The following is a 25,994-nucleotide window of genomic DNA, read 5'->3' on the forward strand; positions in this document are numbered from 1 at the left end:
TCCACTCTTGCCGGTTAGAACCGCTGCGTCAGCGAGATCTTGAAGGTCCGGCCAGGCTCGGTGTAATAGTCCTTCGTCGCGGCAGGCACGGTTGCGTCCTTCGTGTTGAGCGCATCCCAGTACTTCCTGTCGAAGACGTTGTAGACGCCGGCGCGGATACTCAGGCCCTTGACCTGCTCGGGCTCCCACCATGCCGTCAGATCGACGAGGCCGTATCCCGGCGCCTTGAATGTTGCCGTGGACTTGTCCGAAACGCCCGCCACGCCGGTCCACAGCGCATCGACGCCCCAGCTGTCGGCCGCGTAACCGGCACCGATGACACCCTTCAGCGGCGCAACGGAGCTGAGGTAGCGATCCGTCTGCTGGTTTACGCCCCTCGTGAAGGCGAGGCCTGCGCGGACATTGAAGCCGTTCACGAAGTTCTTGTGCACGCTGAACTCGGCACCGTAAATCTTGGCGCGCGAAATGTTCTGGTATCCCGAAACTCCCAAGGGAAGTCTGCCGGATCGTATCCCGCTTCGATGGCCTCGGCGTTCGTATAGGCGCGGCTGTCGATGAAGTTCTTGTAGCGATTGTAGAAGAGGTTGACCGAGCCACCGAAGTCGCCGTCTCCCAGACGTGCTCCCACTTCGAAACCGCGGCTGGTTTCCGCTTCCAGATCAGGATTGCCGATCCGCAGATAGCTGCCGGTCCCGCCGTAGGTGAGATAGAGCTCGTTCGCGGTCGGCGAACGGAAGCCCATCGCCCACTGGCCAAAGAAGGTAAGGTTATTGTTGACCTCATACTCCGCCAGGATTTTCGGGGAAAACGCACTGTCGCTGGAGCCGTTCGGCAGAACCGGCGTTGCCGGGTTGCTCAGATAGGCCTCAGTGTCCTGGGGAGAGTGATCATACCAATCGAAACGGATACCCGGCGTAAGCGAGAAACCGCTATCTCCGAATGTCATCCGGTCCTGCGCATAAACGCTGACCTTCGAGCTGTCGACATCCGGCATGTCGGACTGGTTGGTGTGCAGCATGCTGCAGGGCGGAAACAGAGAGGTAATAGGCGTGCACGAGATCGACGCCGGCGGAATATTGTTCGGCCTTGGAGAAGAACATGCTCGTGCCGAGCGTGAACGTGTGATTGACCGATCCGGCATCGAGACCGGCATCGAAGAACCCGTTGAAGCCCACACCGGATTCAGAGATCTCGTTATTACGCTTGAACACGCCGCGAACGCTGGTCCAGCGATAGGAATCCTGGCTGTCGACGCGCTCCTGCCGCTGCCAGTAGAGAGTTGCCTCGGCGGCATCGATCAGGCCGTCCATGCTAGGCGCTTCGTATTCGTAATCGAGCGAAACGCGGGTGCGCTTGTTTTCTTCCCCTGAGGAATGGTCGCCCGGACGATAGTTTCCGGTAGGGGTCTGCGCCTGCTTCAGATCGATATCCTTGTCGAAGTCGAAATGCTCCGCCGTTATGCCGAAACGATGCCCGCTATCGGTATCCTGACGCAGCTTGAACAACAGGTTGTACTGATCGTAGTCGGCCGGGTTCGTTTTGGTTCTGAGCGGCCCGTAGCCCCCGACATCGCCGCGATTGTCCCGCTCATCGCCCTTCTTGTAGGTACCGAGGAACAGCACGGACGTATTCTGGATCTTCTTGGCGACAGCCGCTCCGCCAAACCTGCTATTGTCCATGCTGTCGTAAGTGACGCCGACCTTGCCGCCCCAGTCCTTGCCTTCGCCGATCAGGTCTTCGGGCTCCAGCGTGCGCAGGACGAGCGCGCCGCCGAGCGCGCCATCGCCGATGCGGCTGCTGTCTGCGCCCTTCACCACATTGACGGTGGTCAGTGAGAAGAAATCCACACTGTCGGCACCGCCCGCAGTGCTGCGGGCACCATCGCTGAGATAGCTCAGAGGGATGCCATCGACCAGGGTCGTTACGCGATTGCCTTCGAGGCCACGGATGTTCAGGGATTTCGTCGCCCGGTTGAAATTGACGCCGGGATCAATGGTACGACCGAGATCCTCGATGGACTGAACCTGCTTCTGCTCAAGCTGAGCTTCGGTGGTTTCGGTTGCAGTCGGTGTGCTCTCGAGATCGCCGGCCTTGGTCGGCCGTTTGCCCTTCAGCACGATGGGCTCCAGAGATTCTCCCTCCTGCTCGGCCTGGGCCGGTTGCTGGGCAGAGGCCTGGGCAGCAATCGATACCAAAGCGAGTGCCGTGCACGTGGTAAATACATAGCGCAGACGCCGACTGATCATGAATATCCCTTCGTCCGGCCGCACGAAATCGTCCCCGCGCGGAAGCGCGTGGAACAATGGATGGGCCTCGTTCAACTATGGCAAAAATACGGAAAGCAGCAGAAAGCCGCCTTATTCATGCCATTATAAAACATGAGCAAAATTGTCAATTATTGAAACATGACTCTTGCGATCATCTTTCCGAGAGGCAATTTTGGTGACAAATTTACAACAATCCTGATGGGTATCTTGCGACGCTGGCATTCCTAAATTATGGGAAACTAAAAACTATTTCCGCGGAGCCCCGATGAAATCGCTGGAACTACTGGTCGAAAAGATCATTCTCTCGAGCCGCTGGCTTCTGGTCGTTTTCTACATGGGACTGGTCGCAGCGTTGGCCGTCTACGCCCTCTCCTTCATCTTCAAGTTCTGGAAGGTTGCTCAGGGCGTATTCACGCTTGGCGAAGCAGAAATGATCCTCGCCATGCTCGGCCTGATCGATGCGGCACTCGTCGCCAGCCTGATCGTCATGGTGATGATCTCCGGCTACGAAAACTTCGTCAGCCGCTTCGACGAGACGGAGGCGGATGTTTCCTTCCTCGGCAAGCTTGACGCCGGTAGCCTGAAGATCAAGGTAGCCTCCTCTATCGTGGCGATCTCCTCGATCCATCTGCTGCAGATTTTCTTGAACGCGAGCCAGTATAGCGACGGGCAGCTGATGTGGTACACCATCATCCACCTCGCGTTCGTCGTCTCCGCCGTTATGCTCGGCTGGCTCGAACGCATCATGGCCGCCGCCAAGGCGGACAAGGCTGAGGTCAGCAAAGACAACGACCACCAAGTCAAGCTCTGACTGGAGAAACCTAAGGTTGTCAGAGATGTTTCCGCCTCCAGACACAGTAGAGACAAAAAGTCGGAATGAACAATCGCACATAATCGATTGGTAAGGGATGCCGCTTACCAGTGTACCCAATACACTGGAGCAAGACATGACTGTTGGCAGGGACAATCTGCTCATGGCCGAAGGGCCGGGCAATCGTGGGGCAGATAAAATCCTCCTTATTGAGGATTCCGTCGCTCTCTCGACCCTGCTGACCCAAAGGCTGGAAGAGGAGACCGGCGTTTCGGTGACCCGTTGCGGCAGCATGGCGGCGGCTCGCGCCAGGCTGCAGGAAAAAGCTTCATGCTTGCGCTCTCCGGCCTCAACCTTCCGGATGCACCGAATGGCGAAGTTCTCAGCCTTCTCGACGAATCCGGCGTTCCCACCATCGTTTTCACCGCCCGTTTCGATGTGAACGCCCGGGAAAAATATGCCGAAAAGAAGATCATCGACTATATCGTCAAGGACGGCAGCCGCACGGTCGACACGGTTGTCCACACCGTGCGCCGCTTCTGCACCAACAGCTCTTACCGGATCCTCGTGGTTGACGACGTCCGCACCGCCCGCTCGGGCCTGACCGACATTCTCGATCGCCAGAATTTTCAGGTTCTGGAAGCCCATTCCGGCAGGCAGGCACTCGAAATCCTGGCCGGGGACGACACGATCGAACTCGTCATCACCGACTATCACATGCCCGACATGGACGGTTACGAGCTGACCCGTCGTATCCGCGAAACCCGTGGCTCCGAGGAAATCCGCATCGTCGGCGTCTCGTCCTCCTCCGACCGCCTGCTCTCGGCAAGCTTCCTCAAGGCGGGCGCCTCCGACTTCATCTACCGCCCCTTCGTACCGGAAGAGCTGCAGTGTCGGATCGACAACAATATCGAGACGCTGAACCAGCTGAAGCACCTGCGCCGCCTTGCGGAGCGCGATCATCTGACCGGACTGGCAAACCGCCGGCACTTTTTCGACCGCATGCGCAATCTCGGCGCCGATGCCCTTTCCGGCTCCATAGCCCTGCTCGACATCGACCACTTCAAGAACGTCAACGACAGCTATGGTCATGATGTCGGCGACCGCGTGCTGGTGACCCTGGCAACCGTGATGGAGAAGATGTGCGCGGCCGGCCGGCACATTCCCGCGCGGCTCGGCGGCGAGGAATTCGCCATTTTCCTCAACAAGGCCGATGCTTTCCAGAGCCATTCCTTCTGCGGGGACCTACGCCGGGCAATCGAGGAAGCCGAGGTGCCGACCGGAAGCGGCAAAATATCCGTCACGGTTTCGATCGGTGTTGTCGAGATCGAGCCAGGCGAGACGTTCAACAACCAGATGAACGCCGCCGACCAGCTTCTCTATCTCGCCAAGGCCAACGGCCGCAACCGCGTCTATTCCTCGCTGACGCTTCCCGAAGCCATGCGCTCCCTGTCATCCTCGACCGGCGATTGACGTGGCTCAAACGATCAAGGCACCTCGCGGTGCCTTGATCCATTCAAACGGCGGTGTAGCTTACGCTTCCGTATTTGCATTGAGCGTTCGACACGCAAAAGGCTCCAGTGGAGCCTTTTGCCGGCAAGCCGTCGCGCCCTGCCGGCCCCGGCTTACGCCGGACCGTTCCTCACCCTTCCCCGATCGCGATCAGGCTGGCGTTGCCGCCGGCTGCAGCCGTGTTGACGGAGACGACCTGTTCTTCGGCGAAGCGCATCAGATAGGCCGGACCACCCGCCTTGAAGCCGGTACCGGAAAGTTTTGACCCGCCGAAGGGCTGGGTGCCGACGACGGCGCCTATCATGTTGCGGTTAACGTAAACATTGCCGACATCGAGCGCGTCCGAAACCTTGCGGATCGTTGCCTCGATACGGCTATGGATGCCGAGCGTCAGGCCGTAGCCGGTTGCCTCCACCGCCTCGATCACCTTGTCGAGATCCTTCGCCTTCCAGCGCACGACGTGGAGAACCGGACCGAAGACTTCCTTGGTCAGTGCCGCAGCGCTGTCGAGTTCGATGATGTGTGGCGCAAAGAAATTGCCCGTCGTCGGCACCTTGCCCGCATAACGAACCTTCTGCTTGGCGCCCATCTCGGCCACATGGCCGGACAGCATCTTCGTCTGGTTCTCGTCGATGATCGGACCGACATCGGTATTGGCAAGCATCGGGTCGCCGAGATTGAGTTCGGCGGCAGCCCCTTCGATCATCTTCAGCATGCCGTCGGCAATATCGTCCTGCAGGAACAGCAGCCGCAGGGCCGAGCAGCGCTGGCCGGCCGAACGGAAGGCGGACATGACGACATCGTCGGCCACCTGTTCGCCTAGCGCCGTCGCATCGACGATCATCGCGTTGATGCCACCGGTTTCCGCGATCAGCGGCACGATCGGACCGTCCTTGGCCGCGAGCGTCCGGTTGATCGCCCAGGCCGTCTTGGTCGAGCCGGTAAAGGCGACGCCGGCAAGCTTCGGATGGGCGGTGATGGCAGAGCCGATTTCCGGACCACCCGGTAGGAATGCGAGCGCCTCGACCGGAATGCCGGCCTGATGCAGCAGCTTGATCGCCTCGAAGGCGACCAGCGGCGTTTGCGGCGCCGGCTTGGCGACAACCGTGTTGCCGGCCACGAGTGCTGCCGAAACCTGCCCAATGAAGATCGCCAGCGGGAAATTCCACGGCGAGATGCAGGCGAAGACGCCGCGGCCGCGCCACAGGTGCCGGTTGTCCTCGCCGGTCGGGCCGGGCATCGCAGTCGGTGTGCCGAAGAGTTCGCGGCCCTTGTCGGCATAGTAACGAAGGAAATCGACCGCCTCGCGGATTTCGGCGACACCGTCATCCAGCGTCTTGCCGGCTTCCTGTGCCAGAAGCGCCAGCAGGCCGTCGCGATTGTCTTCCAGCAGCCCGGCGGCACGTTCCAGGCAGGCGGCACGCACTTCCACCGGCTGGCGCGCCCAAGCCTTGAACGCCTTGGAGGCGGCATCGAAGGCGACGCCGACATCCGTAACGCTCGCGTCCTGCACCGTGCCGACGATCTTCTGCCTGTCGGAGGGAGACCGAACCGGCTTGGCTTCCGCCTTGGGCACCAGACCGGCAACCAGCGGCCCGGCCTTGATCTCGCCAAGCGGCCGCTCAAGCGTCGCCATCAGCCGTTCAAGATTTTCGCGATGGCCGAATTCGAAGCCGGCGCTGTTCTTGCGGCGCCCATAAAGCTCGGACGGCAGCGGAATCTGCTTGTGGCGGGCGCTCGCGCCATCATCCAGGCCAAGGCGCTGGGCGGGGCGCTCCAGCAGCTTCTCGACCGGGATCTGCTTGTCGCCGGCAACCGCGACGAAGGAGGAGTTCGCACCGTTTTCCAGGAGGCGGCGGACGAGATAGGCGAGCAGGTCGCGATAGCCGCCGACCGGCGCATAGATCCGGCAGGCGATGCGGTCGTTGCTTTCCAGCAGGTCATCATAGAGCGCCTCCCCCATGCCGTGCAGGCGCTGGAATTCGAAGCCGCTGCGATCAGGGCCGGCCAGTTCCAGAATGGTCGCGACGGTCAGCGCATTGTGAGTGGCGAATTGCGGGAAGATGCGGGCGCGTTTCGACAGCATCTGCTGGGCGCAGGCGAGATAGGCCTGGTCAGTGGCGGGCTTGCGGGTCCAGACCGGATAGTCTTCGAGCCCGCGCTCCTGCGTGCGCTTCACCTCGGTATCCCAATAGGCGCCCTTCACGAGGCGCACCATCATCCGGCGACCATAGGTGGCGCAAAGATTGTCGATATAGTCGATCACTTGAGGCGCGCGCTTCTGATAAGCCTGGATCGCAAGCCCGAAGCCGTCCCATCCTGCAAGCGACGGGTCGGAGAACACGGCGGCGATGACGTCGAGCGACAGTTCCAGGCGATCCGCCTCTTCGGCATCGACGGTGAAGTTGAGCTGATGCTCCTTCGCCATGCGGGCGAGGTCGAGCAGATCCGGCACCAGTTCACGCATCACCCGGTCGCGATGGGTGGCGAGATAGCGCGGATGCAGCGCCGACAGCTTGACCGAAATACCCATGCGGTCGGGCAGCTGCTTGCCCTTGCCCTTCTTGGCCATGAACGTGCCGATCGACTGGATCGCGTCGGCATAGGAGCGGAAATAGCGCTTGGCGTCCTCAGCGGTGCGGGCACCCTCGCCCAGCATGTCGAAGGAGTGGCGGTAGCCCTCTCCTCGCTCTTGGCGGCGCGGCCAAGCGCATCCTTCATTGTCTCTCCGAGAACAAAGTGATGACCGAGGAACCGCATCGCCTGCTTGGTGGCGCTGCGCACCGTCGGAAGGCCGACGCGCTTCACAAGGCCGCGCAGGACACCTTCCGGCGTCTCGCCGGGGCCGATGACGCGGGCAGACACGGCAAGCGCCCAGGCAGAAGCCGAGACGAACCAGCTTTCGCCTGTAGCCTCATGGGTGCTCCAGCCTCCCTGGCGCAGCTTGTCCTCGATCAGCCTGTCCTGGGTGATCGCGTCGGGAACGCGCAGCAGCGCTTCCGCCAGCACCATCAGCGCCAGCCCTTCGCGCGTCGAAAGACCGTATTCGCGCAAAAGTCCTCGACACCGCCGACCTTGCCGGAGCCGTCGCGAATGGCGTTGATCATGCGACGTGCACGCTGGTCGATCGCCGCATCCTGGGCGGCGGTAAAGCTGGTGCGGGCGGCGAACTGGCGGATCAGCCGATCGTCGTCACCGGCATAAGGGGCATTAAACAGCGCAAAGGTCTCGGTCACGTTTCTCGGCTCCATGGCACATCCCGTTTCATCGCCCAGATAGCGGGAAATTGCTGGTGTTTCCCGCTGATTTCATCGATAGTAGCGGAGGATCTCACTGCAAAAACGACACTTCCTAGGGACAACATGAAGGATTTAGACCGCCTCGACCGCAAGATACTCCGGCTGCTCCAGAAAGAGGGCCGCCTGACGAACACCGAACTGGCCGATCGGGTAAGCCTTTCCCCACGGCCACGACCGAACGCGTCAAGCGCCTGACCCGGGAAGGGTACATCACGGGCTACAGCGCGCAACTCTCCCCTACCAAGCTCGGACGCAATCTCCTCGTCTTCGTTCAGGTGAAACTGGACCGCACGACACCGGATGTCTTCGATGCCTTCGCCGCCGCCGTGAAGCGCAGCGATGACGTGATGGAGTGTCATATGGTCGCGGGCGGTTTCGATTATCTCGTCAAAGCGCGCGTAGCCGGCATGGATGCCTACCGCCAGTTTCTCTCGGAGGTGATTCTCCCCTTCCAGGGGTCCGAGAGACCCACACCTACGCGGTGATGGAGGAGGTGAAAACGACTGGGCATATTCCTGTGTGATTGACATTTGCCCACAACCCACTGATATTAAATAATTAATGTGATCAGATATCAGAAATATTGCATTGGTAACCATTCGTGCACTAATATCTGCTGGCCATTCAAACTGATTAGTATATTTATTAACAAGAACATAGCTCCTCGAAACGATGAACTGATGATCATTCTCGAACGGCAATCGGTGCTGAGCAGCGAAATCTCCGCTGTCCATTCACAGGAAGGCTTGTTCCTTGCCTTGAGACGTGTGACGCACGAATTTAGTCTGCGGCATGTGACTTTGCTTTCCCTGCATAATCCAGACGAAGAATTTCTTTCGCGAATGGTGGTGGAGAGCAGCGTTCCCAAAGCCTTCCATCAAGAATTCGACCGTAAACGGCTCTTGAGAAAATGCCCGATCGCCCCGATCATCCTCAACTCCAAGCTGCCCTTCTGTTGGTCCATCAATGACACGATCCAGACCCGCGGCTTCTGAACTCGATCCGGCTATCGAGGAGTTGCAACGCCGTTACGATCTCATCACCAGCGTTGCGATGACCCTGTATTCGATGGACGGCGGCCGCTTCATCATGCGCTTCGACGGCACGCGCCACCGCCTGACCCAGGTGGAACTGAACGAGATCGGCATGATCATGCTGCACGCGTTCGACGTCTATGACCGGATCAAGCGCTGCGAGCGAAAAGCCGCTCCCGCGCTCTTGACGACCCGCGAACTGGAGGTTGTTCGCTGGACCGCCCAGGGCAAGACCTCCGCCGAAATCGGGCAGATCCTGTCGCTCTCCGATCATACCGTCAACGCCTACATGACCAATGCGATCAAGAAACTCGATTGCGTGAATCGCACCCAGTTGGTAGCTAAGGCGTTGAGGTTGAGGCTGATCGCCTAGTGTATGAAGGGGTCTCATCCGGCGTCAGGAGACCCTGGATTGGCGTCCTGGATCGAATATTCTCGCAAACCATACGAGGCTCAGCATCGCATGGTTGGATTGGGCGACAACGAAGTTCTGGAACTGCTCTCGTCGTTCCGGCTATGCGGTTTTTGGCGCTTTGACATAGACAGCGGCCATTTCTTCGCAAGTCCTGACCATGCCAGGATCTTCGGCATGACGCACACGACTGGTCCGGTCAATCTCGTGAAGCTCAGCTCCCTCATCCATCCTGACGACCTCTCGTCGATGATGGAAACTTTTGAGAGAGCCAGTGCAGCTCGACTTACCTATCACAACCTCTACCGGGTGAAGACCGACGCGGAGAACTATCGCTATGTCCGCAGCGTCGGCAAGTTCCGTCCTGCGGAAAGCAGCAAGGGCGAGGTTATAGGCATGACCTATGAACTCTTCCCCCAGGAGACCACGATCGGGTTCATTTCAGGGGAAGAAATCTTGAACGAGCATGGGGGCTAAAGCATGTCTCCCGAAAGTGGCTCCGGTTTCGGGAGACATGCGAAAAACAAAAGGCTAAAGTGTGAGAGCGAATCTGAAAGATCGCGACACGCTTTAGCGGTCCAGCACCGAGCGGATTTCCACGAGGTTGGAGCGGATCTGCAATGTGTAGAAACCCATCACCGCAAGATGCGTCGGCATGATCCACCCGTCTTCACGGCCATTGGAAATGATGGCGGGCTGGATGCGCAACGCAGCCTGCATCTGCTTCAGCGTATCGCCCCAGAGCGTTGCGAGGTTGCGCTCGCGGATCACCTGCGAGAAATCTGCTCCCGCACCAGAGAGAATGGCGTAATAACCATAGATCTGGCCATACGAAAACCAGAAGCGGTCATCCGCCCGGGTATCGAACCAGCCGCCATTATAGTTTTCCGAACGTTCCCTGAGGATCGCCGAGGTGCCGCCGAGATCGTTGGCGATACGGTCGAGGAACTGGACGAGATTGTCGGCGCGGCTATCGAACATCGTCGAGCAGTTGCCGAGTTCCACATTGAACTTGCGCAGGCTGTCGATCGCTGCGCGATAATAGCTCGGCGTCGGCGTCTTCGGGCCGAACGGGCTGAGGCCGAAATACCAGGAATATTCGTCGAACTGCAGATTGCTGCGCGCGTCCTGAAGGTTATTGTTGACGCCCGACGTACCCCTCACCCGCGCAAGCGTATCGACGAGTTCCACTGACGTGCGACGCACGGCCTGGTTCACACCGCGCTGGAAGGACGCCTTGTTGTCGAGAAAGGGCGTCGCATCCCAGTCCATGCCGAAGAAGCCGAGACGATAGAGCAGCATGGACGAAATCCATGCGTTCTGGTTGACGTTCATGTCGGTCAGGTCGACGGCCGCGTCTGCGATCGCCGAGGTCTGGCATTGCTTGGGAACGGTCGAGGTGGCCGCCGCATTGGCCTGCTCCTGCGGGCCAGCGGTCGGCAACTCCTGCCCCGCCGGAATGTTTCTCTCGCTCCAGCGATAGCTGTCGACGAAATTGGGATTAAAGCCGCTCCACACCTGCGTCTGCCAGATGAAATAGCCGTAAAGACCAACCAGGAGCACGAGAAACGCCGCAATAGGAGCCTTCACCCAGAGATGACGCCCGCGATACCAGCCGTGGGCGGCCATGAACGGCCAGATCAGCCAGGCAATCAGCAACCGGATCCCGCGTCCAATGGCGGAAACGATCCTTCGAAGAAATCCGGTGATCTGGTCGAGCATTATTCCTCCTGGAACCTATCAACAATCGTGACCGCTGACATATGTTGTCGAACCGTGTTCTACAACAGCACGGTTCATCAAGCTTGACCGCGAGGCGAGAACCGCTCCTCGAAAGCGCGGTCTGCGGCATGGCGCGCAGGCGCCAGACGGCCACCGGGCAGGATGCCGTCCGCAAAGCGTGCGATCGACGGGCTGAAATGCGGATGGGCTTCTGGTCCCGGCAGTGCCTCGCGCACCAGGCCCATATCCGTGAGGACATTGTAGACCTCCAGCGCATGCTCAAGATCGAAGGTCAGCTTGTGCAGCAAGACCACATGGTCGCCGATTGCCCTATTGAGTAAATCGACGAAGGCGGAGAAGGAAGGAGCGGCCGGGTCGACCGCTTGAGCGCTTTCGATATCTGACGGGCGCGACAATTCGGCGGCCGCATCGTCCATCTCCTGTTCGCGATTGCGATTGCGGGAATAGAATTTCGAAAGAGTGGCCTCCGCTCTATCACGCTGCCCCGTCACCATGTGACGATGTCCCTCGATAATTCCCGCCAGCCGGTCACAGCGGCCAAGTACCAGCAGCAACCCCTGCCCTTGCGACAGCCGACCGGAGCGACCTGCAATCCGGCGCCGCATCAGCCGTTTTGAAACGTGACCGATCCATCGGTCGCTGCGACGCGGCTCGTCATCTGCCGCGAGCGCCGTACGTGCCCCATCAACCGCCTTTGAGATCTCTCCGACCTGCCCGGCCAGCATGGCATGGGCCATCTTCTGGTGGGCGATCAATGCATCGCAGTTACGGTCGAAGTCGGCGATATCAGCCGCATGAGGAGCTCCGGGGCCGACGCCCGACACCACGCGCTCGACGAGCCGGTCGGCCACTTCGCCGATAGCCCTCAACTCGGCGCATGTCTGCGCCATAGCCTCTTCGAACGAAACCGCCCCTCAATCCGCCGCATTCCTGCCCCTGGTACCTGCGCTCGGCCGCCCCCGGCCTTTCATGCGCCAGACGGAAATAGGGCCGCCACGCGATTTGACGATGGCGGCCCTATCGAACAGTTCAGAAATTCGACAAGGTGTTGGAAATTCGGCGGCGCCGAAGATCAGAGCCCGAGATTGGCGATCTCGGCGTCCAGCCGATCCTTGGCCTTTTTCGGCATCTTGGCTGCCTTGACCGCATCGATATTTGCGGGCGCATCACCGACGACGACGAGCGCCACCATGCCCATGCCGAAATGCGGCGTGCACTTGAATACGTAGGCACCGGGTTGATCGACGGTAACCGACAGGTCCTGGCTCATCTTGCCCTTGATCGCGGCAACGCCGTCCGGCACGAGGCCCGGCAGCGAGGCTGCGTCATGGCCCTTATCGACGGCGACGAACTTGATCGTGTCGCCGGGTGCAGCCTTGACGGCTGCAGGCTCGAACACCATCGCCTGGCCGTCCGTGCCCTTGTTCATCATCTTGATCTCGATCTCGGCAGCAAGCGCCGGCAGTGCCAATAGGCTCATGCCGGCAGCCAGAACGAGGGAAGTGAGACGGGTCTTGGTCATTAGAAATTCTCCTGCGGGGATCACGCGAAACCGTGGCAACGGTGTTCTAGGGTCAAAACTCAATCAGGATGGGTGTTCTGCAAGCTGTATTTTGTGCCTGAGTAGGAGGGAAGTGCAGAAAGTGCCAATCACTTTCAAACTTCTCCGACGCCCGCAGGCACAAAATACAGCTTGTCCGAAGGATTGAACGGGATGGGCCGCCTGATCGCGAACAATGCTCGACAAGACCTTCGGGTCTTGCCTTGCGCTTGTTCGCTTCCATTCGATCCCATCCCGTTCAACAGAACACCCATCCTGATTGAGTTTTGACCCTAGCCCTCCTCCCGGAGCACGCTTTGACATCGGTCAATTGTAGCGCGCAAGACAATCCCGCCTGACGACCGGACACGATCGCGTTTACTCGCAGCGCATCGCCTCTTCCCAGTGGCGGCGGCAGAGCGACACGTATTTCTCGTTGCCGCCGACCTCCACCTGAGCGCCCTCGCGGATCACCTCGCCCGCCTCGTCGACCCTGACCACCATCGTCGCCTTGCGGCCGCAATGGCAGATGGTGCGCACTTCGCGCAGCTCGTCGGCAATCGCCAGAAGCTCCAGCGAGCCTGGAAACAGCTTGCCCTGGAAATCGGTGCGCAGCCCATAGGCCATCACGGGAATACCGATCCGGTCGGAGACCCGCGCCAGCTGCCAGGCCTGTTCGGCCGACAGGAACTGCGCCTCATCGACGAAGACGCAGGCGATCGGCTCGGCGGCATGCATCTCGCTGATCATCGAGAACAGGTCTTCGCCGCCACCGAAGGGGATCGCCTCGGACGACAGTCCGATCCGCGAGGCGACGCGTCCCTTGCCGGCGCGATCGTCGAGCGCGGCGATGAAGATCGCCGTGCGCATGCCCCGTTCCCGGTAGTTATACGAAGCCTGCAACAGCATCGTCGACTTGCCGGCATTCATCGTCGCGTAGTGGAAATAGAGCTTGGCCATGGATGCGTTTTGACCTTCCGCCGCTTTCGACGGAAGGGATTGGTGCCGATAACCACAGATAATTGAAGCGCTGCCCCCAAGCGCTCCGTCAGCCGAACAGCGATGCGGCCTTGTAGGTCAGGTAGGAGATCAGCGCCGCCGCCGGCATGGTGACGATCCAGGCGATGACGATGTTGCCGGCAAGCCCCCAGCGCACTGCCGACATCCGACGCGCCGCACCCACGCCGATAATGGCACCTGTGATCGTGTGGGTGGTGGAGACCGGAATACCGAGCCATGTCGCGCCGAACAGCGTCAGCGCACCGCCCGTTTCGGCGCAAAAACCCTGCATCGGGTTGAGCCGGGTGATCTTCGACCCCATTGTGTGGACGATCCGCCAGCCGCCGAACAGCGTGCCGAGTGCCATCGCCGACTGGCAGGTGATCACCACCCAGAACGGGACGTAGAACTCAGAACCGAGATAGCCCTGGCTGAACAGCAGAACCGCGATGATGCCCATCGTCTTCTGCGCATCATTGCCACCATGACCGAGGGAATACAGCGAGGCCGAGATGAACTGCATGATGCGGAATGTCCGGTCGACAGCGAAGGGCGTCTGGCGCACGAAGATCCAGGAGACGGCAAGCACCAGCACCAGCGCCAGGAAGAAACCGATTGCAGGTGACATGAAGATCGCCCCCGCCGTCTTCAGGAAACCGCTCCAGACGATCGAAGAGACGCCGACCTTGGCAAGACCTGCTCCAATCAGTCCACCGACCAGCGCGTGCGACGAACTGGACGGAATACCGAAGATCCAGGTGACGATGTTCCAGACGATCGCCCCCATCAGCGCGGCGAAGATCACCGCAGGCGACACGATGCCGGGATCGATAATGCCGGTTCCGAGCGTCTCGGCCACATGCAGGCCGAAAAACAGGAAGGCGATGAAATTGAAGAACGCAGCCCAGGCCACCGCATATTGCGGCCGCAGCACACGCGTCGAGACGATCGTCGCGATCGAATTGGCGGCGTCGTGCAATCCGTTGAGGAAATCGAAAAACAGCGCGATGCCGATCAGACCGGCGAGAAGCGGAAAAGCGAGTGTCGCGTCCATCAGACATTCTCGATTACAATGCCGCTGATCTCGTTGGCGACGTCCTCGAACCGGTCGACGACCTTTTCAAGTTCGCCATAGATCTCGCTGCCGATCATATAGGCCATCGCATTGCCGGCAGCGCCATGGCGGATGAAGAGATCCTTGAGCCCCTGATCGTGCAGGTCGTCGGAACGCCCCTCGACGCGGGTGACTTCTTCGGCGATGGCGCTCAGACGCTGTGCATTAGCGCCGACCTTATCGAGCAGCGGAATGGCTTCGGCGACGAGATGCGCGGCCTTCACGACCTCCTCGCCCATCTGCCGCATCAACGGATCGAAGCTCGTCTGCTCGAACAGGCGGATCGTTTTGACCGTCTTGTGCATCATGTCGATCGCGTCATCCATCGACTGGATCAGATCCTTGATGTCGCCGCGGTCGAAAGGCGTGATGAAACTGCGCCGCACGGCCAAAAGCACCTCGCGGGTAATGTTGTCGGCGCGGTCTTCCAGTGTCACGATGCGCTCGCAGTTCTTCTCCACGTCCTCGCCGTTGAGAAGACTGCGCAGCGCCTCGGCAGCTTCGACCACTGTGCGCGAATGCTCGGAGAACATGTCGAAGAACTTGTCCTCGCGCGGCATCAATTTCCGGAAAACGCTCATCATGGCCCTGTCCTCGGTATTGTCTCAGTGTTCGTCGTCTGGCGCCGCCACTGTCACAAAACTGTCATAAATGCTATCGGGCCGCTGGAATCAACCGTGAAAATCGGCTTTTACCCGCCCATGAAGCCTGCCAGAAAAGATAAGAAGCGGCTCGACACCAAACCGAGGACGCTGCTGCAACAGCTTGCGCAGATGCCGGACAAGCTGTTCAACGGCGAGTTCCGGCATCAATACGCAGCGCTCTGCTATCGGCAGGCGGCAGGCCGCGGAGATATCGAAATCCTGCTCATCACCTCGCGGGAAAGCGGCCGCTGGGTGATCCCCAAGGGCTGGCCTATGAAAAGGAAGAAGCCGCACGAAGCCGCCGAGATAGAGGCATGGCAGGAAGCGGGCGTCCGCGGCCGGGCGAAAAAGAAGCCTGTGGGTCGCTACACCTATCTGAAATGGCTGGACGACGGCGACGTCGCGCCCTGCATGGTGGAAGTCTACGAGATCGAGGTCACCGAGATAGATGCCAAGTTCAAGGAACGCGGCCAGCGCGAGCTTGCCTGGCTGTCACGCGAGGAAGCTGCCCATCGTGTCCGCGAGGTCGAGCTCAAATCCCTCATCATCGACTTTAGGCCGAAACAAAAATAGGCGACGGCTAACCAATCGGCCGGCATCGCTCAGCCCTGCCCGCCCCTGGAATTTCCAGCATGCGGAGAACGAAATCCGCCCGTTCGCCGACCGTCACTTTCGGCAGCGGGATCACTTCATAGCCGAGCGCGGGATAGATCGCGGCAAGCCGCTCGTATTCGGCAACGGCGTCATCAAGCGAATGGCGCCTCTCAGCGTCCCCGGCATAGATTTCCGGCCAAGGCGGCGTCATGAAGACCATGGGTTGGTAGGGATGGGATGCGTTGAGCCGCGCGGCAGCCGGCTCCCCGGTCGCCTGCTCGAGCGCTGCGGCTGCATCGACCAGCCCGCGATCGAAGAACGTCCAGCCTTCATTCCGGGCAGCCGAAGCACGGTCGGCGACCGCCATTTCAATGGCCCGACGCGCAAACGCCGCGAGGTCCACCCAGGGAGAGCGGCCCCCGTGCCTTCCAGTTCCTCCTTCACGATCCGCCGTCCGGGCTCTTCCACGACTGTATGGCCCCGCGCTGCAAGCTCGGCAAGCAGTGTGGACTTGCCGCCACCGGAGCATCCTGAAATCACGACCAAACGGTCCATGCGAAATATTCCTGTCCTGTAAGCCGGATCGAGAAGGCAAGGTTTCGGGTATTGCCGCCATCGCCGCCATGCCTAATCTGCGCGAGATCCTATCGGAGTGACACTCGTGCTGAAACTCGATCATCTGACCGTGATAGCGCCGTCGCTGGCCGAAGGGGTTGAGCACGTCCGCAATTGCCTCGATCTCGACGTGCCCTTCGGTTCGCGCCACGACTATATGGGCACCCACAACCATCGCCTCCAGCTGGGAAACTCCGTCTATCTCGAAATCGTTGCGCTTGATCCCGACGGCACGCCACCCGGCAGGCCACGCTGGTTCGGCTTGGATGATCAGCGAAAGATCAGGTCGGACTGGGATGCCGGGCGACGCCTGAGAGGCTGGGTTGCCAATACCGATCACATGGATGCCATCCGCCAGACCCATGGTGCAATCTTCGGCGACGCGGTGAGCCTGCCGTCAGCGGACCCGACCTTCACATTCTCGATTCCGGCTGATGGATCGCTTCCGCTGGATGGCGCGGCTCCCTCGATCATCGATCATCGCGGCGATGCCAGCTATGTGGCCTCCATTCCGGACCTCGGCGCGCGCCTTCACGCGTTCACCCTGGAGCATCCAGATCCGGAAGGCATAGAGGCGCTCTACCGGGATCTCGCCATCCAGCAGCCGCCGGCCGTCATCGCGGGTCCCGAGCTTCGCTACCGGGCGGCGATTGCAACGCCTTCCGGATTGAAAGCACTGACCTGAACCGCCGCACGACGCACGGCAGCCGATTCCAGCTCATTTGCCCAGGCTCAGTTGCGTCGGTGAACTGGCGGCCGCCCCCAATATGGCAGCCGCCAGCCATCGCTCCCTGAAGGTGGCCGGCCGGTTGCGGCAACGCCTGGCGAAACAAGCGCGCGGCGAACTGGCCAGCATCAATGCCGCGAGATACGCGGCTTGAAAAGAGGTGGGGACGTCCTTCCAATGCTTCCGGCTTGAGCAAGGGCTCGGCCGCCTGTCCGTCATGCCGCTGGATGAAGACGTCGTATTTCGACACGTCGACGAGATCCCATAACGCGTCGGGCTCCCAACCGAATTCACGCACGATATTGCAATGGACTTCGATGGAGAGCGCCGGCGTCCTCGCCAACGCCTGTTGCGCGCCGCGCAGGATCTCGAACTCGTAGCCTTCCACATCGATCTTGATGATATCCGGCCAGAACCCCTGCTCCTCCGCCCATTCATCCACAGTCACGACGGGCACCTTGATTCCGCTGCCGCTGCGAGACACTTTCGCATTTGAACGAGACCGGATGAAAAGCGCCCCCGGTTTGGAGCCGACCGCGGCACCGACGGCGATCACATTATCGAGGTGGTTGAGCCTTACGTTTCTTCTCAACACATCGACATTGTCCGGATGCGGCTCGAAGCTGACGACACGGCCATTGGGCCCGACCATCTTCGCCATAACCACGCAATCGCGACCATGGTGCCCGCCGCATTCGAAGATCGTGGCATCCCGTAGATCCAGGGCAGCCAGCGCCGCGATTTCGTGCGAGTAGTCGGTCGACTTGCGCGCGTACCAGTTCTTAGCGAGCGGCGTCGAGACGACGAAGTCGAACGGAATGTCGTTTACCGTCAGCTTCTCCTCATGGGGAGTAAAGCCGAAAGACGCGATGAAATCATTCAGCCTGGGGATCACCGCAGCTCTCCACCACTGGCCATCGAGATATTTCGACCTTGAAGATGAGATCATGCCGCGCCTCCTATGACGATGCAGAGAAGCGATGATACCACCTGGAATTGCATCCAAAACAATTCAAATGGAGGGATTCCGGGTGGATTACATCGGGAGATCGCGGTCTAACCCTTCTGTCTATCGCTCCCGATCACGCCGCACCGAGCGCCAGGAATCGTCCTCCCAAGGCCGAGCAGGCCCAGTCAAGGCGCGAAAGAAGTACAAATCCGACACTTACTCAGCATAGATGAGCGTCCACAGCATCACGCCGTCGAGGCAACGTTCAGCGGGCCCTGATGCACAACGATGCGGGCGTGGTAGGGAACGCGGGTGTAGAGGTCGAGAATGTCTTGGTTGACGAAGCGCACGCAGCCGGATGACGTTGCCTTGCCGATCGATTGCCATTCCGGCGAACCGTGCAGGCGGTAGAGCGTGTCCTGCCCGTTCTGGAAGATGTAGAGCGCACGCGCCCCGAGCGGGTTCTTGATGCCCGGATCCATGCCGCCGGCTTCCACCGAGTAACGGGCAAGCGAAGGCTGGCGCGCAATCATCTCGTCCGGCACCTTCCAGCGTGGCCAAGGCTGGCGCCAGTGCACCACGCCCTCGCCTTCCCAGGCGAACCCGTCGCGGCCGATGCCGACGCCATAGCGCATCGCCGTCCCGCCGGGCTCGACCACGTAGAGGAACCGGTTCGGCGTATCGACGACAACCGTGCCGGGTGTCTCGCCGGTCGGGTCGTACACCCGCTGGCGATAATATTTCGGATCGATCTCCCGGTAAGGAATGGCCGGGATCTGGTGGCCGCTGTCCTCCAGTGCCGCATAACGCGCCTGTAGCTCCGCCTCGTCGGGCGGGCCGACCGGGCGTTGCGCCACAGCCGGAACCACTGTCGGCCGCCCCGCCGTGGAACAGCCTGCAAGTGCCGCACTCAGGGAAAGCGACCCGAGAAGAAAACTGCGCCGCGGCAAGTAGGATTGAAAGTCCATGGGAATCGATTCCGGAAATTTCGCAAGGATTGATAGGCCTCTATCCGCCTGCGATCATCACGGATCAAATCACAAGTCGGGCATCTGGCAAAGCAGGCGATCTACCCGGTGGAAGCGCTCGGGCTGGCTCCTTTGACAGCCCTGTCCCATTCCATGTCGCAAATGCCCCCGCTACCGTGCCGCGAATGCACGCGCTTGCCTCCCGTAGGAAGATATTGATAATGACGGGAACAAAGAAAAACGGGAGCAAATCATGCGCATCCATACATCGCTCGCCTTCGCCGCCGCCCTCTCCGCCTCTGTCGCCGGTCTCGCGACTCAGGCTGCTGCCGCCGAACCGGCCGCCTGTGGCACCGTCCGCTTCTCCGATGTCGGCTGGACCGACATCACCGCCACCACCGCGACAGCCTCGGTTCTTCTGAAGGCGCTCGGTTACGAGACCGACATCAAGGTTCTCTCCGTGCCGGTCACCTACTCGTCGCTGAAGAACAAGGACATCGACGTCTTCCTCGGCAACTGGATGCCGACCCAGGAAGGCGACGTGCGCCCTACCTGACCGAAAAGACCGTAGAATCCTTCGGCCCCAACCTCGTCGGCGCCAAGTACACGCTCGCCACCAACGAAAAGGGTGCCGAACTCGGCATCAAGGATTTTAAGGACATCGCCACCCATGCGGATGCGCTTGGCGGCAAGATCTACGGCATCGAGCCGGGCAATGACGGCAACCGCCTGATCCTCGACATGATCGAGAAGGACACGTTCGGCCTCAAGAAGCTGGAAGTGGTGGAATCCTCTGAACAGGGCATGCTCGCCCAGGTCGCGCGCGCCGACAAGGCTGGCGAGCCGGTCGTCTTCCTCGGCTGGGAACCCCACCCGATGAACGCCAATTTCAAGCTGACCTATCTGACCGGCGGCGACGACGTCTTCGGCCCGAATTTCGGCGGCGCCGAGGTCTATACCAATGTCCGCGCAGGCTATACCGAGGAATGCGCGAATGTCGGCGCGTTCATCAAAAACCTGAAATTCTCGCTTCCGATGGAAAACGAGATCATGGGCGGCATCCTGAATGACGGCGAAGAGCCGGAAGCGGCTGCCACCGACTGGCTGAAAGCCAATGGTGCGGCGATCGAGCCCTGGCTTGCGGGCGTCACCACCAAGGACGGCAAGCCCGGCCTCGATGCGGTCAAGTCCGAACTCGGCCTCTGATCCACGCTCAAGGGCCGGTCACGCAGTGAACCGGCCCTTCCGCTCTGCCTTTTTATAACATCGGGGTGATATCGGACGTGAACTGGCTCCCTGACTGGCTCGTCGATTCTGAGCGGCAAGCTTCGGCTCGGCACCTGGGCCAAGGATGTCGTCGACTGGCTGACGACCAATGCAAACTGGTTTTTCGACTGGCTGTCGAATGTGCTGTCGGCTGTCATCGACGCGCTGCTGGCCGTGCTCCAGTTCCCCCACCCGCTCGTGCTCGTGGCGCTGTTCACCGTGCTCGCCTATGCGCTGCGCCGCTCGATCGGCATCACGCTGTTTACCTGTCTCGGGCTGCTCCTGATCTATAACCAGGGTTACTGGAAGGAGACGACCGAAACGCTTGCGCTGGTTCTTGCCTCCACGGTCGTCAGCATGGCCGTCGGCATTCCGCTTGGCATCGCCGCGGCAAGGCGCAAATGGGTCTACGAGATCATGCGCCCGGTGCTCGACCTGATGCAAACCATCCCGACCTTCGTCTACCTCATCCCGGCGCTGATCCTGTTCGGCCTCGGCATGGTGCCGGGTCTCATCGCCACCGTGATCTTCGCCATTCCGGCGCCGATCCGCCTCACCCGCCTCGGCATCATCTCGACGCCGGAAGCACTGACGGAAGCGGCCGTGGCCTTCGGCGCAACACCCGCCCAGGTACTGCGCAAGGTGGAACTACCCTACGCCATGCCGCAGATCATGGCCGGTCTCACCCAGACGATCATGCTGTCGCTTTCGATGGTGGTTATTGCTGCTCTCGTTGGCGCCAACGGCCTCGGCGTGCCCGTCGTGCGCGCGCTCAACACCGTCAACATCGCCCGCGGCTTCGAGGCGGGCCTCTGCATCGTCATCCTCGCCATCATCCTCGACCGGCTGTTCAGAAGCGGAAAGGAAGATGCCGCATGAGCCTCTCGCCCAAGCTGCAAGCCGGCCAAGCCGAAGCCCCGGACTGCGTCACCTTCACCAATGTAGACATCGTCTTCGGCGAGAGGCTGGGCCAAGCGCTACCGCTTCTCGACAAGGGCATGAGCCGCGACCAGATCAGCGCCGAGACGGGCATGGTGGTCGGTGTCGCCAATGCCAACCTGTCGGTCAAGGAGGGCGAGATTCTCGTCCTGATGGGGCTGTCGGGTTCCGGAAAGTCGACCTTGCTTCGTGCGGTCAACGGCCTTGCACCGGTCGTGCGCGGCAGCGTGAGCGTCGCCACGCCTTCAGGCCCGGTCGATCCCTACCGGGCGAGCGCGAAGGTGCTGCGCGATTTGCGCATGCACAACGTCTCCATGGTCTTCCAGCAATTCGGCCTTCTGCCCTGGCGCACCGTATCGGAAAATGTCGGCTTCGGCCTGGAGCTTGCCGGCGTGCCGGAGGCCGAACGCAAGCGCCGGGTGGCCGAACAACTCGATCTGGTCAACCTTGCCCAATGGGCCGGTCGCCGCGTCGGCGAGCTCTCCGGCGGGATGCAGCAGCGCGTCGGGCTTGCCCGTGCTTTTGCAACGGGCGCCCCCATTCTTCTGATGGACGAGCCCTTCTCCGCGCTCGACCCTTTGATCCGCACCAAGCTGCAGGACGAGTTGCTCGAGTTCCAGCGTCGTCTGAAAAAGACGATCCTCTTCGTCAGCCATGATCTCGATGAGGCATTCCGCATCGGCAATCGGATCGCCATCATGGAAGGCGGGCGTATCATCCAGTGCGGCACGCCGCAGGAGATCGTGCGCGATCCGGCCGATGATTATGTTGCGGACTTTGTGCAGCATATGAATCCGATCAGCATGCTGTCGGCCCGCGACATCATGACACCGGGTGTTACGTCCTCCGGAAATGTGCCCGTATCGGCCACGGCATCTCCCGATACGCCGCTCGTCGACATTCTGGATGCCCTGGCTCGCCAGAGCGGAACCATCGCAATCGTCGAGAATGGCGGGATTGTCGGCTCGATTACGGCAGACAATGTCGTGGCCGGACTGACACGCCATAGGCGGTGAATCAACCGTTGAGAGCTTATTGCAACCCCTAAACTTAACAGGGTAAGGCATCTTTTGTATCTCGAAAATAAATGTTATAGAGATACAACAAATAACGGTTTCAACCTGAGAGTGAAGAATGGCCGAGCAGGCCCAGTTGCTGCGCCCGACGGACGATGAAGCACGCGAGCTCGCTCGCCTGCTTGTGCGTGGCGCGCGCTACATGTCGCTCGCGGTCATTGATGCGGCAACGGGCTTTCCGTCCGTTAGCCGCGCCTTGACAGCCATTGATCTGGACGGCACGCCTGTCGTGCTCGTATCGGCGCTGTCGGGACATACGAAGGGACTTCTGGCGGACGCCCGTTGTTCATTGCTGGCCGGCGAGCCGGGCAAAGGCGATCCGCTGGCCCATGCCCGCATCACGGTCCAGTGCCTGGCCGAGATGGTCGAACGCGAGAGCGGCGACCATGTGCGCATCAGGCAGAGATTTATTTGCCGCCACCCGAAGGCGCAGCTTTATGTGGATTTCCCGGACTTTCGGTTTTTCCGGCTGATCCCGCAACAGGCATCGCTGAACGGAGGCTTCGGGCGCGCTTATGCCTTGTCCGGCGACGACCTCATCATGGCGGCTGCGACCGACGAATCGGCCTGGACGCAGCTGCAGGAAAAGCTTGGCGATCTCAAGCCTCAAGCGGCCAGTCTGGCAGCTAGGCTGGGGCTCGGCGACAAGAACTGGCGGTTCGGCTTGGCCGATCCATCAGGAATAGACCTGATCTCGGGTGATCTGCTCGTAAGGCATGAGTTTTCACATACGAAATATTTGCCTGACGACGTCATGTATTATATTTACGAATAATCTAAAGTTCAGTTTGAACTACCCGAAATTTAGGGGATATACAAATTCTGGCGATGCCGCCTAACATCATAAAAAATGAAATTATGAATTACGCGGCTGTTATGGAGACTGAGGGGAACGAGTTGATGGATAAGGTACCGCTTTCTGAACATTCGAATGCCGCTGCTGGCTTGTTGTCGGCAATGGCCAATCCCAAGCGACTGATGATTCTCTGCTGCTTGGTCAAAGGCGAAGTCGCTGTGGGCGCTCTTGCCACACGTGTCGGCCTCAGCCAGTCCGCTTTGTCGCAGCATCTGTCCAAGCTTCGCGCTCAGAAGCTGGTCAAGACACGCCGCGACGCACAGACGATCTATTATTCGAGCTCGTCGGAATCGGTTCTGAAGATTCTCGACAGCCTCGAAGACATCTACATCACTTCCGAGCGCAAGACGTCGGCGGCTGCCTGATCCATTTGGATCGGTCCAACACGATGTACCCACGGCTGTGTGACGACTTGCTACTCTGTCGGGGGGCAGAGTGAGAAGTTAGCCAACACCGCTTGGGTTTGTCACCCGGACCAGAGATGGCCATGAGCGCGAAATGATGTTTCGCTGCAGGCCATAGGCATGCTTCAGCCGGATTTGAGCGGCGCGGCATGCGAACCAAGGCACGCAACATTTGTCCTCCGCCGACCACTCGCCATCGAGTGCGGGAGAAGCCGTGCGCGCATAATTTGCCGGGAACGTCCAGCGATCTATCCGTGGACGATACAGCGAACACGCCTCGAACATTTTGTGCTTCTGTTCCAAATCATTAGTATCGTCTCCTGAATTGGAGACCTTGCGAAATGTCCAAACGGCTTGAAACACTGATCGATCAAGGCACGGGCCGCGAACCGGCCGATATCGTGCTGAAGGGCGGCAAGTTCTTCGACCTCGTCACCGGCGAACTCGTTCAATCCGACATCGCCATCTGCGGCGAACGGATCGTTGGTACCTGTGGCGACTATCAGGGCAGGACCGAGATCGACATCACCGGCAGGATCGTCGTGCCGGGCTTCATCGATACCCACCTCCATATCGAATCCTCGCTCGTGACGCCGCACGAATTCGATCGCTGCGTCCTGCCCTATGGCGTGACGACCGCAATCTGCGACCCTCATGAAATCGCCAATGTCATCGGCGCCGAGGGCATCCGATATTTCCTGGACTCCGCCGAGCAGACGATCATGGACATCCGCGTCCAGCTCTCCTCCTGCGTCCCGGCGACCCATCTGGAGACGGCCGGCGCCGAACTGCCGATCGAGAAGCTCCTCCCCTTCCGCGAGCACCCGAAAGTCATCGGCCTTGCCGAGTTCATGAATTTCCCGGGTGTGATCCACAAGGACCCCACCTGCCTCGCCAAGCTCGACGCCTTCTACGGCGACCATATCGATGGTCACGCCCCCTCCTGCGCGGCAACGACCTGAACGGCTATCTTGCGGCCGGCATCCGCACCGAGCACGAGAGCACCACGGCCGAAGAAGCGTTCGAAAAGATCCGCAAGGGCATGCACGTCCTCGTGCGCGAAGGCTCGGTGTCGAAGGATCTGCACGCGCTTATGCCGATCATCACCGAGCGCCTGTCGCCTTACCTCGCGCTCTGCACCGACGACCGAAATCCGCTCGATATCGCCGAGCAGGGTCATCTCGACTACATGATCCGCACCGCGATCGCGGCCGGCGTCGAGCCGCTCGCCATCTACCGCGCCGCATCCATATCCGCCGCCAAGGCTTTCGGCCTGCGAGACCGCGGCCTTGTAGCCCCCGGCTGGCGCGCCGATCTCGTCGTCATCGACACACTCGAAAGCTGCAAGGCCGAGATCGTCTTCTCGGCCGGCCGCCGCGTCAGCAACGAGCTCTTCGCCACCCGCAAACCCGTCGCCCCGGTCGGCCTTCATAGCGTCAAGGCAAGGCCGGTCCAGGCCATGCATTTCGGCGTCCCCTATTCCGAAGCCGAAACCCCGGTCATCGGCGTTATGCCTGGCAAGATCATCACCGAGCACCGTCGCTATCGCCTGCCCGCCGCCGGCAACCAGGCCGGCGTCGATCTCGACCGCGACATCATCAAGGTCGCCGTCATCGAGCGCCACGGCAAAAACGGCAACCACGCCAACGGCTTCGTCCAGGGCTTCGGCCTGAAGAAGGGCGCGATCGCCTCCACCGTCGGGCATGACAGCCACAATATCTGCGTCGTCGGCGTCTCGGAGGACGACATGGCGCTCGCCGCCAACAGACTGGGCGAAACCCAGGGCGGCTTCGTCGTCGTCGAGGATGGCAAGGTCACGGGCGAGATCGCCCTCCCCATCGCCGGTCTGATGAGCCGGGAACCCTATGAGTGGGTGCGCGACACGCTGCATGAGCTGAGGAAGTCGGCCTATGCCCTTGGAACGACGCTTGAGGAACCATTCCTGCAGGTCGCCTTCCTGCCCCTTCCCGTCATCCCCCACCTGAAGATCTCCGACCGGGGCATGGTGGATGTCGACAGGTTTCAGCTGATCTGAACAGGTCGCGTCAGAGAGACACGCATCGGGCGCTGGAAAAACACCAAGCGGCCTCCCCTTTTCCATAGGTTGCGAAAACCTGGCATCGCGAGTTCTCTTCTTGCGAAATCCAGGCCAGGTTTTTACAGATATTCCGCCGGGCGAAAGTCAAACATGACTCGCTCGACGCGTCGTCCGCGTGTTCTCCCGT

Annotated in this window: 19 protein-coding genes and 7 pseudogenes; 13 read left to right on the forward strand and 13 right to left on the reverse strand. The window is 60.5% G+C overall.

Going from position 1 to position 25,994, the window contains the following annotated elements; translation table 11 throughout:
* Positions 1–14: 14 nt before the first annotated feature.
* From N7E02_RS28625 to N7E02_RS28635, 3 genes are read right to left on the reverse strand one after another with little or no spacing between them, the layout of a single operon-like run.
* On the reverse strand, positions 15–431 hold the full coding sequence (locus N7E02_RS28625) for a TonB-dependent receptor domain-containing protein (RefSeq protein WP_286581221.1): 417 nt from the start codon (positions 429–431) through the stop codon (positions 15–17).
* Positions 413–946 (reverse strand): TonB-dependent receptor domain-containing protein, encoded by a 534-nt coding sequence (locus N7E02_RS28630; RefSeq protein WP_286581222.1) that lies wholly within the window; start codon positions 944–946, stop codon positions 413–415. Before N7E02_RS28630 ends, N7E02_RS28625 begins: the two co-directional genes overlap by 19 nt.
* Positions 930–2,246, reverse strand: a complete 1,317-nt coding sequence (locus N7E02_RS28635; protein WP_286581224.1) for a TonB-dependent receptor plug domain-containing protein — start codon at positions 2,244–2,246, stop codon at positions 930–932. The genes N7E02_RS28630 and N7E02_RS28635 overlap by 17 nt, the downstream gene beginning before the upstream one ends.
* A gap of 286 nt (positions 2,247–2,532) precedes the next feature.
* On the opposite strand from N7E02_RS28635, the gene N7E02_RS28640 reads away from it, so the two are divergent.
* Positions 2,533–3,078 (forward strand): TIGR00645 family protein, encoded by a 546-nt coding sequence (locus N7E02_RS28640; protein ID WP_286581225.1) that lies wholly within the window; start codon positions 2,533–2,535, stop codon positions 3,076–3,078.
* A gap of 163 nt (positions 3,079–3,241) precedes the next feature.
* Positions 3,242–4,551 (forward strand): annotated as a pseudogene (locus tag N7E02_RS28645) (GGDEF domain-containing response regulator).
* A 169-nt stretch (positions 4,552–4,720) separates the two neighbouring features.
* Here N7E02_RS28645 and putA read toward each other — a convergent pair.
* Positions 4,721–7,841 (reverse strand): annotated as a pseudogene (gene putA / locus N7E02_RS28650) (bifunctional proline dehydrogenase/L-glutamate gamma-semialdehyde dehydrogenase PutA).
* Positions 7,842–7,952: 111 nt separating this feature from the next.
* On the opposite strand from putA, the pseudogene N7E02_RS28655 reads away from it, so the two are divergent.
* The 3 genes and pseudogenes from N7E02_RS28655 (at position 7,953) to N7E02_RS28670 (ending at position 9,812) form a co-directional block, all read left to right on the forward strand.
* Positions 7,953–8,412, forward strand: a pseudogene (locus N7E02_RS28655) (Lrp/AsnC ligand binding domain-containing protein).
* 157 nt (positions 8,413–8,569) lie between these two features.
* A pseudogene (locus tag N7E02_RS30265) lies at positions 8,570–9,296 on the forward strand (helix-turn-helix transcriptional regulator).
* Between the two features lie 99 nt (positions 9,297–9,395).
* On the forward strand, positions 9,396–9,812 hold the full coding sequence (locus tag N7E02_RS28670) for a PAS domain-containing protein (protein ID WP_286581228.1): 417 nt from the start codon (positions 9,396–9,398) through the stop codon (positions 9,810–9,812).
* Positions 9,813–9,905: 93 nt separating this feature from the next.
* Here the strand turns inward: N7E02_RS28670 and N7E02_RS28675 are convergent, their stop codons facing one another.
* The 6 genes from N7E02_RS28675 to N7E02_RS28700 form a co-directional block, all read right to left on the reverse strand.
* The gene (locus tag N7E02_RS28675; protein WP_286581229.1) at positions 9,906–11,057 is read right to left on the reverse strand and encodes a DUF2333 family protein; all 1,152 of its coding nucleotides are present in this window, start codon (positions 11,055–11,057) and stop codon (positions 9,906–9,908) included.
* A 77-nt stretch (positions 11,058–11,134) separates the two neighbouring features.
* On the reverse strand, positions 11,135–11,968 hold the full coding sequence (locus N7E02_RS28680; RefSeq protein ID WP_286581231.1) for a hypothetical protein: 834 nt from the start codon (positions 11,966–11,968) through the stop codon (positions 11,135–11,137).
* A gap of 182 nt (positions 11,969–12,150) precedes the next feature.
* On the reverse strand, positions 12,151–12,600 hold the full coding sequence (locus N7E02_RS28685; protein ID WP_286581232.1) for a pseudoazurin: 450 nt from the start codon (positions 12,598–12,600) through the stop codon (positions 12,151–12,153).
* A 396-nt stretch (positions 12,601–12,996) separates the two neighbouring features.
* Positions 12,997–13,578, reverse strand: coding sequence for a thymidine kinase (locus N7E02_RS28690; RefSeq protein ID WP_286581234.1), 582 nt, complete (start codon positions 13,576–13,578; stop codon positions 12,997–12,999).
* 88 nt (positions 13,579–13,666) lie between these two features.
* On the reverse strand, positions 13,667–14,671 hold the full coding sequence (locus tag N7E02_RS28695; protein WP_286581235.1) for an inorganic phosphate transporter: 1,005 nt from the start codon (positions 14,669–14,671) through the stop codon (positions 13,667–13,669).
* Positions 14,671–15,315: a DUF47 domain-containing protein gene (locus N7E02_RS28700; protein ID WP_286581236.1), complete on the reverse strand. Its 645-nt coding sequence runs from the start codon at positions 15,313–15,315 to the stop codon at positions 14,671–14,673. Before N7E02_RS28700 ends, N7E02_RS28695 begins: the two co-directional genes overlap by 1 nt.
* 117 nt (positions 15,316–15,432) lie before the next feature.
* Between N7E02_RS28700 and N7E02_RS28705 the strand changes: the two genes are divergently transcribed.
* Positions 15,433–15,948, forward strand: a complete 516-nt coding sequence (locus N7E02_RS28705; RefSeq protein ID WP_286584083.1) for an NUDIX hydrolase — start codon at positions 15,433–15,435, stop codon at positions 15,946–15,948.
* A 7-nt stretch (positions 15,949–15,955) separates the two neighbouring features.
* On the opposite strand, the pseudogene N7E02_RS28710 reads toward N7E02_RS28705, so the two are convergent.
* Positions 15,956–16,524, reverse strand: a pseudogene (locus tag N7E02_RS28710) (AAA family ATPase).
* A gap of 106 nt (positions 16,525–16,630) precedes the next feature.
* Here N7E02_RS28710 and N7E02_RS28715 point away from each other — a divergent pair.
* Positions 16,631–17,269 (forward strand): VOC family protein, encoded by a 639-nt coding sequence (locus tag N7E02_RS28715; protein ID WP_286581237.1) that lies wholly within the window; start codon positions 16,631–16,633, stop codon positions 17,267–17,269.
* Here N7E02_RS28715 and N7E02_RS28720 read toward each other — a convergent pair.
* A complete protein-coding gene (locus N7E02_RS28720) occupies positions 17,199–18,206 on the reverse strand; it encodes an FkbM family methyltransferase (RefSeq protein WP_286581238.1) in 1,008 nt (335 codons plus the stop codon). The two genes, N7E02_RS28715 and N7E02_RS28720, sit on opposite strands and share 71 nt — an antisense overlap.
* Positions 18,207–18,505: 299 nt before the next feature.
* Positions 18,506–19,228, reverse strand: coding sequence for a L,D-transpeptidase (locus N7E02_RS28725; protein WP_286581239.1), 723 nt, complete (start codon positions 19,226–19,228; stop codon positions 18,506–18,508).
* A 253-nt stretch (positions 19,229–19,481) separates the two neighbouring features.
* Here N7E02_RS28725 and N7E02_RS28730 point away from each other — a divergent pair.
* The 6 genes and pseudogenes from N7E02_RS28730 (at position 19,482) to ade (ending at position 25,804) form a co-directional block, all read left to right on the forward strand.
* A pseudogene (locus N7E02_RS28730) lies at positions 19,482–20,434 on the forward strand (choline ABC transporter substrate-binding protein).
* Between the two features lie 105 nt (positions 20,435–20,539).
* Complete coding sequence (gene choW, locus N7E02_RS28735) at positions 20,540–21,373, forward strand: choline ABC transporter permease subunit (RefSeq protein WP_286584084.1); 834 nt, start codon at positions 20,540–20,542, stop codon at positions 21,371–21,373.
* The gene (gene choV / locus N7E02_RS28740; protein WP_286581240.1) at positions 21,370–22,449 is read left to right on the forward strand and encodes a choline ABC transporter ATP-binding protein; all 1,080 of its coding nucleotides are present in this window, start codon (positions 21,370–21,372) and stop codon (positions 22,447–22,449) included. The genes choW and choV overlap by 4 nt, the downstream gene beginning before the upstream one ends.
* A 118-nt stretch (positions 22,450–22,567) precedes the next feature.
* Complete coding sequence (locus N7E02_RS28745) at positions 22,568–23,284, forward strand: HugZ family pyridoxamine 5'-phosphate oxidase (RefSeq protein ID WP_286581241.1); 717 nt, start codon at positions 22,568–22,570, stop codon at positions 23,282–23,284.
* A gap of 125 nt (positions 23,285–23,409) precedes the next feature.
* Positions 23,410–23,730: an ArsR/SmtB family transcription factor gene (locus N7E02_RS28750; RefSeq protein WP_286581243.1), complete on the forward strand. Its 321-nt coding sequence runs from the start codon at positions 23,410–23,412 to the stop codon at positions 23,728–23,730.
* A 380-nt stretch (positions 23,731–24,110) separates the two neighbouring features.
* Positions 24,111–25,804: pseudogene (gene ade / locus N7E02_RS28755) on the forward strand (adenine deaminase).
* Positions 25,805–25,994: the final 190 nt, after the last annotated feature.

Source organism: Terrirhizobium terrae, assembly GCF_030323265.1.
Lineage (GTDB): Bacteria > Pseudomonadota > Alphaproteobacteria > Rhizobiales > Rhizobiaceae > Neorhizobium.